Below are 15,804 nucleotides of genomic sequence, written 5' to 3' on the forward strand. Positions count from 1 at the left end.
TTATGCTGTTTCGATCACAACAACACTCAGGAGAGGCCATGATGAAACTCTATTGCAAGCCCGGCGCCTGTTCGCTGTCACCGCACATTGTTGCGCGTGAATGCGGGCTGGACTTTACCCAGGTCAATGTTGACCTGCAGAAAAAAGTCACCGAGCGGGGAGAAGATTATTGGCAGATTAACCCGAAAGGACAGGTTCCCGCGCTGCAGTTTGATGATGGTAGCCTGCTAACCGAAGGCGTTGCCATTGTGCAGTATCTGGCGGATCTTAAACCGGATCGCAATCTGCTGGCACCTACCGGCAGCCTGACGCGCTATCACACCATTGAATGGCTGAGCTTTGTCAGCAGTGAACTGCACAAAACCTTCTCCCCGCTGTTTCGTCCAGACACGCCGGAGGAGTACAAGGCCATCGTGCGAGCGCAGTTAGAGAAGAAATATCAGGTGGTTAATGAAGCCCTGCAGGACAAGCAATGGCTGATGGGTTTGCGTTACACCGTGGCTGACGTCTACCTGTTTGTGGTGACGCGTTGGGCAAAAGCTATCAAGCTGGATCTGAGTGGATTAGAAGCGCTGGAAGCCTGGTTCAATCGCGTGGCAGAACGCCCGGCGGTGCAGGCAGCGTTAAAAGCGGAAGGTTTGATTTAACCTGATTCAGGCGCACAACCGTGCGCCTGATAGTTTGCTGCTGGCAGGCAACCGCAGGGTTACCTCCAGCGTATCGTGCCGTTACAGCTTTTCTGCAGCAAAGTGCTGAGTCGGTTGCGCAATCGCATCCTGAGCGGCCACCAGCTGCAATTCGTACTCGCCCATCTCGTGGGTTTTCAGCATCACTTCGTACACCGCAGCGGTGACATGCTCCAGCGCATCCTGCAACGATTTGCCGTGCAGCAGATCAACCAGCAGCAGGCCACTGGTCAAATCGCCCACGCCCACCGGCTGACGCACACCAAAGTCCACCAGCGGACGACTGATGTGCCAGCACTCATCGGCAGTCACCAGCAGCATCTCGAAACGATCACTACGGCGTCCGGCTCGCGCCAGATGCTTCACCAGCACCACTTTGGGACCCTGCGCGACTAACGTCCGCGCGGCAATCACCGCCTGCTCTACGTTGGCGACTTCATGGCCGCTGAGCATTTCCAGCTCCAGCAGGTTTGGCGCGATAATGTCGCTGGCGGGCATGGCCATCTTGCAGTGGAACTCGGCCACGCCAGGTGCCACGATACAGCCCTTTTCAGGATGGCCCATCACCGGATCGCAGAAGAACCAGGCATTCGGATTGGCGGCTTTCACCTGACGCACGATCTCCAGAATCTGCTCGCCCTGCTCTGCTGAACCCAGATAACCGCTCAGCACCGCATCACAGGTCTTCAAACGGTCGATAGCCGCAATGCCTTTGACGATATCGGTGAGATGAGTGGCTGGCATCACGGTGCCGGTCCAGTGACCGTATTGCGTGTGATTGGAAAACTGTACGGTGTTCAACGGCCAAACGTTTGCGCCCATACGACGCATTGGGAATTCGGCGGCGCTGTTACCCGCATGGCCGTAAACCACATGTGACTGGATTGCGAGGATATTTTTCATTATTGCCCTGTACTGATTGCCCGGTACTGCCTTGCCATAAAAAAGGGCCGGAAACCGGCCCTCGAACCTTACTGCCAGTTAATCAGGCAGTAGTGTTTTTTACCGCGACGCAACAGCGTGAAGCGACCAAACAGTTTGTCGCTGTCGCTGAAACGATACTCGGCGTCAGATTGTTTTTCACCGTTGAGGGCAACGGCGTTAGAACCGATCATGGTACGTGCCTGACCGCGTGAAGGCACCAGTTCAGCGGCCACCAGCGCCTGCTGCAGGTCGTCTTCGGCTGACAGATTGATCACCGGCATGCCGTCCTGGGCTAACTGCTCAAAGTCCGCTTCGGTCATCGCGCTCAGGCTGCCAGAGAACAGGCTGTCGGTGATACGTTTTGCTGCTGTCAGACCCGCTTCACCGTGCACCAGACGTGTTACCTGCTCTGCCAGCACGTACTGGGCGCGTGGCGCTTTACCGCTGTTCTTGTCTTCTTCTTCCAGCGCATTGATCTCTTCAATGCTCATAAAGGTGAAGAACTTCAGGAAGCGATAAACGTCAGAGTCTGCGGTGTTGATCCAGAACTGGTAGAATTTGTAAGGGCTGGTTTTCTTCGCATCAAGCCATACTGCGCCACCTTCAGTTTTACCGAATTTGGTGCCGTCAGATTTGGTGATCAACGGAACGGTCAAGCCCCACGCCTGCTGCTGATGCAGACGACGCGTCAGATCGATCCCTGAAGTGATGTTGCCCCACTGATCGGAACCGCCAATCTGCAGTACCACATCGTGACGCTTGTTCAGTTCTGCGAAGTCATAGCCCTGCAAGAGGTTGTAGGAGAACTCGGTGTAGGAGATGCCCTGATCTTCACGGTTCAGACGCTGCTTCACCGCTTCGCGGTTAATCATCTGATTCACTGAGAAGTGCTTGCCGATATCGCGCAGGAAGGTCAGCACGTTCATGCCGCCGAACCAGTCGTAGTTATTGGCCGCAATCGCGCTGTTGTCACCGCAATCGAAGCTGAGGAAAGGCGCAACCTGGTGGCGGATTTTCTCTACCCATTCGCCCACGGTGTCAGCGGTGTTGAGTTTACGTTCTGCTGCTTTAAAGCTGGGATCGCCAATCAGACCGGTGGCACCACCCACCAGCGCGACCGGCTTGTGTCCGGCGTCCTGAAAACGTTTCAGGCAGAGCAGCGGCACCAGATGGCCCAAGTGCAAGCTATCAGCGGTCGGATCGAAGCCGCAATAGAGTGCAATTGGCCCTTGCGCCAGTCGCTCTGCTAACGCTTCCTCGTCCGTTACCTGGGCGACTAAGCCCCTCTCTTGCAATTGTTGTATCAGGTTACTGCTGGTCATCACTGACTCCAAATTGATCAGACTGCACCTATGCTGGTACACAGCTCTCCGCTGAGATGCGGATATGAAAAAAATGAGGGCTATAGCATAAAGCGCTGGCGCCAACTGCGCCAGCGTTGAAAGGGGATAAAACGCAGTTTTACGGGGCTAAACGGTCAATCGTCCAGCCATCGGCATCACGTTGGTAGAGGAAGCGATCGTGCAGGCGATGTTCACCGCCCTGCCAGAACTCCACGGTATGGAATTTAACCCGATATCCACCCCAAAAACTTGGCAGCGGGACATCGCCCTGCTGGAATTTTTGCTTTAGCTCAAGGAACTTGCCTTCCAGCACGCCGCGGGCGGAAATTCGGCTCGACTGTTTGGAGACCCATGCACCAATTTGGCTGTCACGTGGGCGGCTGCTGAAGTACTTCAGTACCTCAAGCGGGCTCAGCCTCTCCACTTCACCCAGCACCATGACCTGACGCTCTAGGTAATGCCATGGGAAATGCAGCGAAATCCGCGGATTGTCAGCCAGCTGCGAGGCCTTCCGGCTGCCAAGGTTGGTGTAAAACACCATACCGCGATCGTCATAATGCTTGAGCAGCACTATGCGCTGATAAGGCTGACCGTTGCTGTCCACCGTTGCCACCGTCATCGCCGTGGGGTCAGGCAACTGAGCGGTACAGGCCTGTTGCAGCCACTGCTCAAACAGCGCCAGAGGATTATCTGGCAAATCTTTACGTCTCAGCCCGCCGCGGGTGTATTCACGACGCAGATGGGCAATATTTTGCAAGCTGTCACTGTCGCTCATGCTGTTTCTCTTGATTCTACGTTACTGGGCGGAGCTATCCGCGTTCTGCAATTCACAATCATTAATCACGATTTTGTCATTACGCTCAACAAAAGCGCCATTACCCTTCGACCAGAAAACATAGGTGCCATCGCTATAGCGTGTACCCGAGGCCGATACGGTTTGCGTCAAGGTGAGCGGTTTACCGTCCAAAATAAAGTTCACCTGCTGCTTAGGATTGTTCAGTGTTACCGTGAGCGGCAGTGTGCCGCACTGATAGCGTAATGTCTGCGGTGCCGGCTCCTGTTGATGCATCACTCCGCAACCACTTAACACCATCACACTTCCCAGCAGAATAGCGATTTTTTTCATCTTTCACTCCTTAACGTGTGGGTCGGGTATTGGCCGGATAAATAGCGCCCAACACACTCATGGCCTGTGCACCGGTCACTGATGGCAAATTGCCCGGCAGCCCGGATAAGGTGCGAAACGCCAGCCAGGCAAAAGCCAGCGCTTCCATATCATCGCCACTGATCCCCGCTGCATCGGTGCTACCCACTTCCGTGCCCGCAAGATGCGTGGCAAGGCGCGCCATCAGCAACGGATTACGACTGCCACCCCCGCACACCAGCAGGCGATCGCAGCCGTCATTGAGCTGAACCTGGTGGGCAATGCTCAGGGCGGTGAGTTCACTGAGCGTGGCCTGAACATCCTGCGGAGCCAGCGCGGGGAAGCGCTGCAATTGCCGTTCGACCCAGCCGAGGTTGAAATACTCGCGACCGGTACTCTTGGGAGGCGGTAGCGCAAACCACGGATCGTTTAACATCTCTTCCAGTAACGCCGGGATGATCTGGCCACTGCGCGCCCAACCCGCATCTTTATCGTATGGCAACCCTTTGTGGCGCCAGATCCATGCATCAATCAGCATATTGCCGGGTCCGGTATCAAAACCGCGCACCGGCTGGCCGGGCATCAGCAACGACAGATTGGCGATCCCACCTATATTCAGCACCATACGGCGCTCAACGTTATCCATCAGTAACGCCTGGTGGAAGGCCGGCACCAGCGGTGCGCCCTGACCGCCCAGCGCCATATCCCGACGGCGAAAATCCCCCACGACCGTCACACCCGTTGCGGCCGCGATCTGGTTGTTGTCACCAATCTGTAGCGTATTGGGTGCATCGCTTTGTGGCTCATGCCACACGGTTTGACCATGGCAACCAATTGCCATGATGTCACTGGCCTCTAATGACTGCTGCTGCATCAGCGTGAGCACCGCTTCAGCAAACAGTTTACCCAGGCGCGTATCCAATTGCCCCAACTGCGAAAGGGTCAGCGATTGCCCCTGGCAGATTGCCAGCACCTGTTGGCGAATCTCCTGCGGCATGGGATGGCAATAGCTGGCCTGCTGCGCCACCATATGTGAATCGATGGCGGCCAGCACCACGTCCACGCCGTCAAGGCTGGTGCCGGACATCACGCCGATATAGCGTCCTGATTTCATAGCGGTTCCTTACCCACACGCGAGTCTGCAATTCATCTTTGTTTAGCCTGGCAAATTACGGCGGCTAATTCTATGATAAAATTCCGCTTTTCAACTGCACAGCACACGACATTTCCGCACGATAATATTTTCGGCACGAAATTGAATTTTTGTTGAGGCGCAATGGTCTATGCTCTGCTTCAGCCGCGTATTATTCGGACTTAGAGTCAATTGCCAGCTTTCTGTCTTATACTCTTTGCAGTAGAGGACGAGAACATGGCGTTTTTTTGCATTAAGGAGCTTTCTGATGATTAAGCGTTTTGCAGCCGTGGCACTCACCGGCCTGACGCTGGCAGGTTGTGTCAGCAACGACACCCTTTCCGGTGATGTCTATAGCGCCAGTGAAGCCAAACAAGTACAAAGTGTTTCATACGGCACTCTGGTATCGGTTCGTCCGGTTAAAATCCAGGGCGGCGATGAAAACAACGTGATTGGCGCGATTGGTGGTGCAGTGCTGGGTGGCTTCCTTGGTAACACCATTGGCGGCGGTAGCGGCCGCAGTCTGGCAACAGCAGGTGGTGCTGTGCTTGGCGGCGTCGCGGGCCAGGGTGTACAAGGTGCGGTTAACAAATCTGATGGTGTTGAACTGGAGATCCGCAAAGACGATGGCAACACCATTATGGTGGTACAGAAGCAAGCGGCCAGCCGTTACTCGGTGGGTCAGCGCGTCGTGATGGCCTCCAATGGCAGCCAGGTGACCGTTTCACCACGCTAAGCCAACAGATAAAAAAACCGACGCCAGCGCGTCGGTTTTTTATTTCTCGCGATTTTGAAATTCGAGAATGTTTTTTCCAGCCGTGCAATCAATGTTACCATCTGATTGATCTCCTCCAGGCTGATGCCCGAAAGAATATCATCACGGGTAGCATCAATCACACTTTCAACCTGCTCAATAATCGGCTCGGCCTTTTTGGTCAGCTTAATGCGCTTGGCTCGACGATCGTTCGCACAGGTGGCACGGGTGATTAATCCCTTTTCTTCCAGCTGATCCAGCGTACGTACCAATGAAGGTTGTTCAATACCAATGGCTTTCGCCAGCTGGATTTGCGACTGCTCTGGCGGGAGTTGATGAATATTGTGTAACGTCACCCAATGCGTTTGTGTCAACTCAAGCGGCTTCAAACGCTGGTCGATCAAGGCACGCCAGATGCGTACCAGCCGAGACAGGTCTGTTCCGAGGGGCGTATCCATTTCATCTCCTTATAATTAGCTTGCTAGCTATCAAGCCAGATTTTACACTATTCTGCGAGTTTACAGGACAAATTACAAATCTCAGGCCAGACGGCACGCTCTCTTCTACGCTAAGTTGAGAGAGAACCTGGGACAATGAAGGATGATGACACGTGTCCATTACCGCGCTTTCCACCACCGCTCCGCTTACTGACCTGGTACTGGGTGCCTCGCTGTTCTTTCCGCCGCTGTTTAAAGCTGTGCTGCTGGGCTTCTTTTTCTGGTTGCTGATTCACCCATTATTGCGCGGCTGGATGTACTCCGGCGACATCTGGCATCCTACCTTGATGGATCTTTCCCTGTTTGTTTTGTGCGTCACCGGCGCACTGTGGTTACTGAGCCTCGGATAAATCACCATGAAATTCAACCCTTTTAAATACTTTTCAACCCTGGTGGTGTTTGCCCTGGCCCTGATTGCCGGTTGGTGGATGTGGAACTACTACATGCAATCGCCGTGGACGCGTGATGGCAAGGTGCGCGCAGAGTTAGTTGATATCACCCCGGAAGTGTCTGGCCGCATCATTGAATTGGCAGTACGTGACAACCAGTTTGTGCACAAAGGCGATACTTTGCTGAAAATCGATCCGGTGCCGTGGCAAATCGCGCTGGATAACGCCGATGCCCAGTTGGCGAAGGCGCAATCAGACCTTGCGAAGGCACAACACGAAGCGAACCGTCGAGCCAGTCTGCCGCGCAACGTGATTTCAGCGGAAGATATGGATGCCGCCCGCCTGACCGCTAACGCCGCAGCGGCCACCACTAAAGCCGCGCAGGCCACGCTCGATCAGGCACGCTGGAATCTGCAACAAACCACCCTTACCGCGCCCACCGACGGGTGGATCAGCAATCTCATGCTGCGTCCGGGGAATTACGCCACGGCCGGTACGCCGTTGTTCGCCCTGGTGGATAGCCACTCATATTACGTGATGGGTTATTTCGAAGAGACTAAGTTGCGCCATATCCAACCCGGCGCTGACGCGCAAATCGTCCTTTACAGCAATGGCGCGCGGCTTCAGGGAAAAGTGGAGAGCATTGGACGCGCGATTTACGATCAAAGTGTTTCGACGGACAGCGGATTGGTGCCGGACATCAAACCTAACGTGCCGTGGGTGCGGCTGGCGCAGCGTGTACCGGTGCGTATCCGCTTAGACGCGGTACCGGATGATGTTCCGCTGGTGGCGGGCACCACCTGCACTATTTCCATCGCGCATTGAGGCCTTGATGAATCTGCAGTGGCTGGCCTGGCAAAATCTGCCGTGGATCAAAGCAACCGGCGGCGAATGGCGCTATGCGTTGCGAAACGCCATTGCCATGTGCCTGGCGCTGACCATCGCCTATGCCCTGCAACTGGATGAACCTTACTGGGCAATGACTTCGGCCGCCGTCGTGAGTTTCCCCACCGTGGGCGGCGCCATTAGCAAAAGTTTAGGCCGCATTGTCGGGAGCCTGTTGGGTGCCACGGCGGCGCTGCTGATTGCCGGACACACTCTTAACGAGCCCTGGCTGTTTGCCTTTTTCATGGCCGGTTGGCTAGCCTGCTGCACCTGGATTAGCAATCATTACCAAAATAATGTCGCCTACGCGTTTTCGCTGGCCGGTTACACTGCCGCCATCATCGCTTTCAGTAGCGTCAACATTACGGATGTGACCCAACTGTGGGATATCACTCAGGCGCGCGTTTGCGAGGTGATTTCAGGCATTCTGTGTGCCGGGCTGATGATGATGGTTTTACCCAGCACCTCCGATGGCAACACTTTGATGAATTCGCTGCGGCAGATGCACGCCCGTCTGCTCGATCATGCGGTTTTGCTGTTGCAGCAAAGCAGCACCGATAACGTGCGCACCGCGCATGAGAATGTCATCAGCCAGATTCTGACCATGAACCTGCTGCGGATTCAGGCGTTCTGGAGCCACTACCGCTATCGTCGCCAAAATAATGTGCTCAACTATGTTTTGCACCAGCAGTTACGTTTGACCAGCGTCCTCTCCAGTCTGCGCCGCATGTTGCTGAACTGGCCGGATGCGCCACCGGAACTCTACACCGCCATTCAGCAGTTGTTGCATGAACTCGCATTGCCACAGTGCGATAAGTATCGCCTGGCGCGCATATTGCGCAGCGTGACGCCGGAAGCGACCGGTGATTATCGTCAACGCGCCTTTGTCCAGCGTCTGCGCTACTTCTGCTGGGTCTATCTCAACGTCAATCGTTGGATTCGTTTGATTGAGCGCGCTGACGCGGATACCCGTTTTCAACCGCCAAATGTGCCTTCGCTGGCACGTGAAAGTGACAGCGCTGAAGCCGGCTGGAGCGCCGTGCGCACTTTCAGCGTGATTATGTTGGGCTGCGCCTTCTGGATTGGCACACAATGGGATGCGGGAGCATCCGCGCTGACCTTAACCGCCATTGCCTGCGTGCTCTACTCCTCCGCCCCGTCACCAAGCGGCAGCGTCTCACTGTTGCTGAAAACGCTGCTGTGGCTATCGGTGTTCAGTTTTCTGTTGCAATACGGTTTGATGGTGCAAATCAACGCGCTGTGGCAATTTTTGCTGGTGCTGTTTCCGCTGCTCATCACCTTGCAACTGTTCAAGCTGCAACAGAAAAAACGTGCCGGGATGTGGGGGCAATTTATTGTGTTTATGGGGTCGTTCATTGCGGTCACTAATCCACCGGACTGGGATTACCAAAGTTTCCTCAATGATAATCTAGCGAAAGTCTGTGGCGTGCTGCTGGCATGGATGGCTTTTCAGGTACTGCGCCCCAGTTCTGATGCGCGTCGCAGCCGTCGGCATATTCGCGCGTTACGCCATGCGTTTCTTGACCAGCTGCGACGCTATCCACGCTTGAGCGAAAGCCACTTTGAATCGCAGATCTATCATCACATCAGCCAGTTGAGCAGTAGCCGTGATGAGCAGGCGCGCGTCTGGCTGCTGCGCTGGGGCGTGGTGTTACTGAACTGTTCTCACATTGTCTGGCAATTACGCGAGTGGCAACCGGTCTCGACCACCCTGGCGCAAATGCGTGACAGCAGCCTACAGGATTTACAGCGGATTATGAGTTTGCGTGGCGTACGCCACACTTCGCTGCAGGCCACGCTGGATGAACTGGAAGCCATCATTGCCCAGTTGCAGCAGCAACCTGATGGTGAAGCCAATACGCTGGCCGGTATTTTGTGGCGTCTGCGCTGTTCATTAGCTCAGTTAAGTCAGGCTGTGCCCGACTGACTACTGGCAATATTGCGTGAGTTGGCGGTTGAAGTCGTCCTGCAACTGCTGCAAGGTTTTATGCCCTTCAAAACGCGTTTTGTCTTGCTCGGTCATCGGCTCGATCACCAGCGCTTTTTCTTCGTACGAATAGATGAAACGTCGATCGAGATAATTGCCGGTGAAACTTTTGCCGCGAATGGTGCCGCACACCGTAGTTAATGCACGGTGAAAATACTCGGTATGGAGAAAGTTGGATTCGGTGGCGCTACGCAGCACATTTTGACAGCCTTGCGCTTCTAACCGCTCCAGCGTGTGCGGGGTAAGCCATTCGCGACCTCGGGCAATATCTTCACAGCTGGCGCGCAAGGGGTTGGTATCAATGGTGCGCTGTAACTGACGGCTGGCATCTAACCTCAACTGCGTTTCGTTCGGTTGATCGCAACCCGCCAGTAATACACATAACAGCAAAATCCCACGCGTTTTCATTCCTGCCCCTGAGAGGTTTTATTCCTGGATCAACATCATAGGACGGATATTGTGCGGTGTGTAGCGGGAAAGTGGGTCAGAGTTTTTCCGGCTGTGAAAAGAGGCAGACGGCAGATTGCCCGCCGTCTGGCCATTTAAATCACACCACAGGCAAAGCGGGCGCCGCCTCCACCTAACGGCTGCGGATGGTCAGCATGGTTATCGCCACCGACATGCACCATCAACGCCTTACCTTTAACTTCGCTCAGCGATTTTATGCGCGGCGCAACCACCGGATAATCGGCCTTGCCATCGTCGGTGACATAAAGTGCAGGCAGATCGCCCAGATGACCCTCGGCGTAGGGCCCCAGATGCTTGCCGGTGTTTTGTGGATCCAGGTGACCACCGGCAGCACCGGCTGCCACCGTTTTGCCGTCAGATTGTGCAGGCTCACAGCTGCCTTTAGCATGCACGTGGAAGCCGTGAACGCCCGGTTTTAGCCCCGTCAGCGCGGGAGCAAACTGCAAACCATATGGTGTTTCACTCAGCGTGACTTTGCCAATGGCTGCGCCGATACCCTGAGCGGTGACCTCATGCAATGTCACCTCTTCAGAGGCGGCCTGTGCTCCAGCAGCACAGGCCAACGCCAGCGTGGCGATGAGGATTCTCTTCATAACGTCTCCTTACGGTTGAAATGCCCTGTAAGCCTGGACCGGAATAGGCCAGGCTGCCGTAATTTGACGTAGTTTTACGCTTCAGGGCACATCAAACCCCAGCGCGGCTTTGCGGATACGGAACCACTGCTGACGATCGAGCGTCAGCTGGCTGGCGCCTGCCGCTTCGCTGACGCGCGAAGTTTTACCGGATCCAATGATCGGTAAAGGCCGACTTGGCAGCTTCATCACCCACGCATACACCACCTGTTCGATGCTGCTCGCACCGATTTCCTGCTTTACCTGCTCAAGCTCATCACGCAGCGGCTGATAATGCGCATCGTTAAACAGGCGTCCACCGCCCAGACAGGACCACGCCATCGGACGGATACGCACTTGCTGGCACTGATCGAGCGTACCGTCGAGCAGCGTCGATTGTTCCAGGGGAGAAATCTCCAGTTGATTGGTCACCAAGCTAAACGGCAAGCGTGATTGCAACAGCGTGAACTGGGATGCGGTAAAGTTCGACACGCCGAAGTGTCGTACCTTGCCACTTTGATGCAGTGCCATAAAGGCCTCAGCTATTTCATCCGCATCCATTAAAGGATCCGGGCGATGGATCAGCAGCAGATCGAGATAATCGGTGTTGAAATAGCGCAGGGAGTTTTCCGCACTGTGGCGAATGTGGCTGGCTTCGGTGATGTAATGGCCAATCTTATGTTCAGGTTTGGCGCGCGTCGCAATGCCGCACTTGGTGACTATTTGCAGTTTCTCACGCAGCCCCGGGGCCAGACGCAACGCTGCGCCAAAGGCCGCTTCACAGCCGTAGTCGCCATAAATATCGGCGTGATCCACCGTGGTGATGCCCAACGACAGATGATGCTCGATAAAGGCCACCACCTGCTGCGGGGTCATCCCCCACTCTAGCAAACGCCAGTAGCCGACGATCAGCGGTGAGAATTGAGGTCCCTGCGGGGCAATAGTTTGCGGTTGTAACATCGGTAAACTCCCTTGAACGCGAAAGCGGAAAGCGAAGCTGGGAGTATAACGGAAAGGCAAACCATCGTTTTCTTAAAACAGTGAGGGTTGTTCCGGATCATGATTCTCATCGACTTTTTGTTGTCGATGCAGGCGCAGCCAGCGTTGACGGCATAACCTCAACACATCGCGTTTTTGCGCATCGGTAAACTTCATCCAGTTAAAACGTTCCTCACGGCTACGCAAGCAGCCGCGGCAATATCCGCGCGCATCACTCTGGCAAATGCCACGACACGGGCTGGGAACGGGGAAGAATTCTAATTGCTCGGCCACATCCACTCCGGTTTAACAACAGACTTCATATTGATAACAGCATAGTGACATTGTGCAAAGCGTATACGCAGTTTGCCCACATTTCACCCAGACATGACCACGGAAATGGATATTTACCATTGATGACCGCGCAGAAACCCCTGGTTGAGTACTGTTTAATAAGCGTTAAGGTTTTCCTCATGTTGAATTCATACGATTGTCACATTCCATCCTGCCATTGAGTTTTCATGAAATTCCCGAATAAGTTACAGTGCCATGCCAGCAGTTTTAATCTGATTGCCGCTCTGTTTTTCGCCCTCGTACTTAACGCGTTATTTTTACTGCGCGCCTGGGAAATCATTCCCTACGATCGCCTGCACGATTACCTGTTTGCCGCCAGTATTCCGGTGGTGCTGGCCGCGGCGTTTTATCTTATTTTCTCCCTGTTGGCGTGGCCGTACCTTCGCAAGCCACTGTTAATCCTCTTGGTACTGGCGAGCGCCGCCGCAAACTACTTCATGCACAGCTTCGGTACGGTGATCGACACCAATATGATCGAAAACGTGTTTGAATCGGATGCCCAGGAAGCCGGTGCACTGATTAACAGTGGTTATGTGGTGTGGATGATTTTGATGGGAATGGTGCCCGTCGTCGCGATCTGTCTGGTGCGCATCAAAACCGGTCAACGCTGGTGGTGGAGCCTGCTGCAACGCCTGGCGGGTGCACTGGGTGCCATTTTGCTAATTTTGCTGATGGCGGTGCTGTTTTACAAAGATTACGCCTCGCTGATTCGCAATAACAAAGGTCTGGTGAAAATGATCACCCCGGCCAATATTGTCAGTGGCACCGGACATTACGTTGATCAGCGCTATCTGCAAGGGAGCCAGGCGCTGGTGAAAATTGGGCAGGATGCGAAAAAAGGCCCGCTGATTGCCTCTGAACAAAAGAAAACCCTGGTGGTATTAGTGGTGGGCGAAACCGGACGTGCGGAGAACTTTTCACTGGGAGGCTATGCGCGTGAAACCAATCCTGAGCTAAAAAAACGGCAGGTTATCTACTATCCCGATGCCAGTTCCTGCGGCACAGAAACCGCCATTTCCGTACCCTGCATGTTCTCTAACATGCCGCGTGAACATTACGATGCCAGTCTCGCGCATCACCAGGAGGGTGCATTAGATATTCTCGCGCACGCCGGGGTCAGCGTGCTGTGGCGTGAAAATGATGGTGGCTGTAAAGGCGCCTGCGATCGCGTGCCGCACACGGATATGACGCAGTGGAATTTATCGCAGTATTGTCACGATGGATTCTGTCTGGATGATGTTCTGCTGCATCGCTTTGATAACTACGTTGACAGTCTGCACAATGACGGGATTATCGTGTTACATCAAATGGGCAGCCACGGCCCGGCCTATTATCAGCGCTATCCGGCGGAATTCCGACGCTTCACGCCAACCTGTGATAGCAACCAGATTCAGGATTGCGATCATCAGGCGTTGGTGAACACCTATGACAACTCTCTGCTCTACACCGACGATATGGTGAGCCGCACCATTGATAAACTCAAAGCCTTGAGCGATCGCTTCAATGTGGCGTTGGTATATCTTTCGGATCACGGTGAATCACTGGGTGAACACGGTATGTATCTGCACGGTGCGCCCTATATGTTTGCCCCCTCACAGCAGACACACATCCCCATGCTGATGTGGATGTCGCCAGGCTATGCTGCGGCCTACCACATTGATGAGTCCTGTTTACGCCAGCAGGCCGCGAGTGAAAAAGTGTCACAAGACAATCTTTTTCATACGGTTTTGGGCATGTTTAACATTCAAACGCAGGAGTATCAGCCGCAGCTGGACATGATCAGATCGTGCCAAAATGCCGGATAAGGTTTGCATTAGACCGACTGGTCTAATACTGTGTGGTCCATGAACAAGACTGTGCAACGCAACGAAACCCGTGAACATCTGCTCGCTACTGGCGAGCAGGTTTGTCTGCAACGCGGTTTTACCGGCATGGGCCTGAGCGAGATGTTGACGCTGGCGGAAGTCCCAAAAGGATCGTTTTACCACTACTTCCGTTCTAAAGAAGCTTTTGGCGTCGCGTTGCTGGAACGTTATTTTGTTAACTACCTGCAGCAGGTTGAACAGCAGCTAAACCAGCCGGGCCTGTCAGCGCGTGAACGTTTGCTGACGCACTTTCGCTATGGCGCCAACTTGTTTATTGAGCAAGGCCATATCGTCGGCTGCCTTGGCGTGAAGTTATCAGCGGAAGTTTGCGATTTATCAGAACCGATGCGCGATGCCTTACAACACGGAGCCAGCGCGATGATCGCGGCTTATGCACGCTGTTTGAGCGAAGTCGCCGCGGAACAACCGCTGCCGTATGGACAGACACCCGAGCAGCTGGCACAGCGCTGTTACCTGTTATGGCTAGGCGCCAGTTTGCAGAGCAAGATTTCACGAGAGTCAGGCCCGATTAGTCTGGCACTTGAAACCATTGAGCAGTGGTTAAATAGCCACTGATTTTTTAAAAACCGCACTTTCTAGACGACTGGTCTACTTATAGGAGTCATCATGGCGAGTAAACAGCTGTTCTCCCCACTTAAAGTGGGCGCGATTACCGTACCTAACCGTGTGTTCATGGCACCGCTGACGCGTCTGCGCAGCATTGAGCCGGGCGATATTCCTACTCCGCTGATGGCGGAATATTATCAGCAGCGCGCCAGCGCCGGTCTGATCATTACTGAAGCAACGCAGATCTCTTTCCAGGCGAAAGGTTATGCTGGCGCACCAGGTTTGCACACCCAGCAGCAAATCGCCGCGTGGAAAGTGATCAACGAAAGTATTCATGCTGCGAAGGGTCACAGCGCTGTGCAACTGTGGCACACCGGCCGCATTTCGCATAATAGCGTTCAGCCGGAAGGCAAAGCGCCCGTTGCACCTTCAGCTCTGGCTGCGGGCACGCGGACCTCACTGCGTGCTGAAGATGGCAGCGTTTATCGTGAAGATACTTCGGTGCCGCGTGAACTGAGCGTGGCAGAAATTCAGCAGATCGTGAAAGATTTCGGTCAGGCAGCGGCCAACGCGCGCGAAGCCGATTTCGACCTGCTGGAACTGCATTCGGCCCACGGCTACCTGATGCACCAGTTCCTGGCGCCAGACTCCAACCAGCGTACCGATGAATACGGTGGCTCGATCGAGAAGCGTGGCCGTTTCGCGCTGGAAGTGGTGGATGCGGCGATTGCTAACTGGTCTGCCGATCGTATCGGCATCCGTATCTCGCCAATTGGCGCCTTCCAGAATCTGGAAAATGGTGCCGATGAAGAAGCTGCCGCGCTGTGGTACATCTCTGAGCTGGGCCAACGTGGTCTCGCTTACCTGCACCTGTCCGAGCCAGACTGGGCCGGTGGTCAGCCTTACAGCGACGCTTTCCGTGAAAAAGTGCGTGCCCTGTTCCCTGGCGTGATTGTGGGTGCTGGCGCTTACACCGTAGAGAAAGCAGACGACCTGATCGCACGTGGCTTGATCGATGCCGTGGCCTTTGGTCGTGACTTTATTGCCAACCCGGATCTGGTTGAACGTCTGCAGCAAGACGCACCGCTGAATCCGCAGCGCCCAGAAAGTTTCTACGGCGGCGGCGCAGAAGGCTACACTGATTACCCAAGCCTGTAAGAATCAAGCTGCCGCACCGGATGTGCGGCAGTGGTGTTTCT

17 protein-coding genes and 1 pseudogene are annotated in these 15,804 nt (G+C 54.6%); 8 read left to right on the forward strand and 10 right to left on the reverse strand.

The features are described 5' to 3' along the window. The first annotated feature begins 41 nt into the window (after positions 1-41). Positions 42-647 carry a glutathione transferase GstA gene (gene gstA / locus HA45_RS18800; protein ID WP_205960915.1) on the forward strand — a complete coding sequence of 202 codons (606 nt, stop codon included), beginning with the start codon at positions 42-44 and terminating at the stop codon, positions 645-647. Positions 648-728: 81 nt separating this feature from the next. Here the strand turns inward: gstA and pdxY are convergent, their stop codons facing one another. From pdxY to anmK, 5 genes are all read right to left on the reverse strand, one after another. Further along, complete coding sequence (pdxY, locus tag HA45_RS18805; RefSeq protein WP_205960914.1) at positions 729-1,592, reverse strand: pyridoxal kinase PdxY; 864 nt, start codon at positions 1,590-1,592, stop codon at positions 729-731. 65 nt (positions 1,593-1,657) lie between these two features. Beyond that, positions 1,658-2,932 carry a tyrosine--tRNA ligase gene (gene tyrS / locus HA45_RS18810; RefSeq protein ID WP_100699923.1) on the reverse strand — a complete coding sequence of 425 codons (1,275 nt, stop codon included), beginning with the start codon at positions 2,930-2,932 and terminating at the stop codon, positions 1,658-1,660. A gap of 139 nt (positions 2,933-3,071) precedes the next feature. After that, positions 3,072-3,728: a pyridoxamine 5'-phosphate oxidase gene (gene pdxH, locus HA45_RS18815; protein WP_100699922.1), complete on the reverse strand. Its 657-nt coding sequence runs from the start codon at positions 3,726-3,728 to the stop codon at positions 3,072-3,074. 21 nt (positions 3,729-3,749) lie between these two features. Beyond that, positions 3,750-4,079: an MliC family protein gene (locus tag HA45_RS18820; protein WP_100699921.1), complete on the reverse strand. Its 330-nt coding sequence runs from the start codon at positions 4,077-4,079 to the stop codon at positions 3,750-3,752. Positions 4,080-4,089: 10 nt separating this feature from the next. Continuing rightward, a complete protein-coding gene (anmK, locus tag HA45_RS18825; protein ID WP_100699920.1) occupies positions 4,090-5,211 on the reverse strand; it encodes an anhydro-N-acetylmuramic acid kinase in 1,122 nt (373 codons plus the stop codon). 286 nt (positions 5,212-5,497) lie between these two features. Between anmK and slyB the strand changes: the two genes are divergently transcribed. After that, on the forward strand, positions 5,498-5,965 hold the full coding sequence (gene slyB, locus HA45_RS18830; RefSeq protein WP_100699919.1) for an outer membrane lipoprotein SlyB: 468 nt from the start codon (positions 5,498-5,500) through the stop codon (positions 5,963-5,965). Between the two features lie 39 nt (positions 5,966-6,004). Here slyB and slyA read toward each other — a convergent pair. Further along, positions 6,005-6,441: pseudogene (gene slyA / locus HA45_RS18835) on the reverse strand (transcriptional regulator SlyA). A gap of 152 nt (positions 6,442-6,593) precedes the next feature. Here slyA and HA45_RS18840 point away from each other — a divergent pair. Genes HA45_RS18840 through HA45_RS18850 form a run of 3 tightly spaced genes read left to right on the forward strand, consistent with a single transcriptional unit; the run spans position 6,594 to position 9,702 of the window. Beyond that, positions 6,594-6,830: a DUF1656 domain-containing protein gene (locus tag HA45_RS18840; RefSeq protein WP_100699917.1), complete on the forward strand. Its 237-nt coding sequence runs from the start codon at positions 6,594-6,596 to the stop codon at positions 6,828-6,830. 6 nt (positions 6,831-6,836) lie between these two features. Then, complete coding sequence (locus HA45_RS18845; protein WP_100699916.1) at positions 6,837-7,694, forward strand: efflux RND transporter periplasmic adaptor subunit; 858 nt, start codon at positions 6,837-6,839, stop codon at positions 7,692-7,694. A 7-nt stretch (positions 7,695-7,701) separates the two neighbouring features. After that, the gene (locus HA45_RS18850; protein ID WP_100699915.1) at positions 7,702-9,702 is read left to right on the forward strand and encodes an FUSC family protein; all 2,001 of its coding nucleotides are present in this window, start codon (positions 7,702-7,704) and stop codon (positions 9,700-9,702) included. Here the strand turns inward: HA45_RS18850 and HA45_RS18855 are convergent, their stop codons facing one another. The 4 genes from HA45_RS18855 to HA45_RS18870 form a co-directional block, all read right to left on the reverse strand. Next, positions 9,703-10,170 (reverse strand): hypothetical protein, encoded by a 468-nt coding sequence (locus tag HA45_RS18855; protein WP_100699914.1) that lies wholly within the window; start codon positions 10,168-10,170, stop codon positions 9,703-9,705. Between the two features lie 134 nt (positions 10,171-10,304). Continuing rightward, positions 10,305-10,823 carry a superoxide dismutase family protein gene (sodC, locus tag HA45_RS18860; protein WP_100699913.1) on the reverse strand — a complete coding sequence of 173 codons (519 nt, stop codon included), beginning with the start codon at positions 10,821-10,823 and terminating at the stop codon, positions 10,305-10,307. An 81-nt stretch (positions 10,824-10,904) separates the two neighbouring features. After that, positions 10,905-11,801, reverse strand: coding sequence for an aldo/keto reductase (locus HA45_RS18865; RefSeq protein ID WP_100699912.1), 897 nt, complete (start codon positions 11,799-11,801; stop codon positions 10,905-10,907). A gap of 72 nt (positions 11,802-11,873) precedes the next feature. Then, positions 11,874-12,113, reverse strand: a complete 240-nt coding sequence (locus tag HA45_RS18870; RefSeq protein WP_034821614.1) for a DUF1289 domain-containing protein — start codon at positions 12,111-12,113, stop codon at positions 11,874-11,876. Between the two features lie 227 nt (positions 12,114-12,340). On the opposite strand from HA45_RS18870, the gene eptA reads away from it, so the two are divergent. From eptA to HA45_RS18885, 3 genes are read left to right on the forward strand one after another with little or no spacing between them, the layout of a single operon-like run. Beyond that, complete coding sequence (eptA, locus tag HA45_RS18875) at positions 12,341-13,978, forward strand: phosphoethanolamine transferase EptA (RefSeq protein ID WP_100699911.1); 1,638 nt, start codon at positions 12,341-12,343, stop codon at positions 13,976-13,978. A 39-nt stretch (positions 13,979-14,017) separates the two neighbouring features. After that, on the forward strand, positions 14,018-14,614 hold the full coding sequence (locus tag HA45_RS18880; RefSeq protein ID WP_100699910.1) for a TetR/AcrR family transcriptional regulator: 597 nt from the start codon (positions 14,018-14,020) through the stop codon (positions 14,612-14,614). A gap of 51 nt (positions 14,615-14,665) precedes the next feature. Further along, positions 14,666-15,763: an alkene reductase gene (locus tag HA45_RS18885; protein WP_100699909.1), complete on the forward strand. Its 1,098-nt coding sequence runs from the start codon at positions 14,666-14,668 to the stop codon at positions 15,761-15,763. The last annotated feature ends 41 nt before the right edge of the window (positions 15,764-15,804 follow it).

It is taken from the genome of Pantoea rodasii (genome assembly GCF_002095465.1).
In the GTDB taxonomy this organism is placed as follows: domain Bacteria; phylum Pseudomonadota; class Gammaproteobacteria; order Enterobacterales; family Enterobacteriaceae; genus Pantoea; species Pantoea rodasii.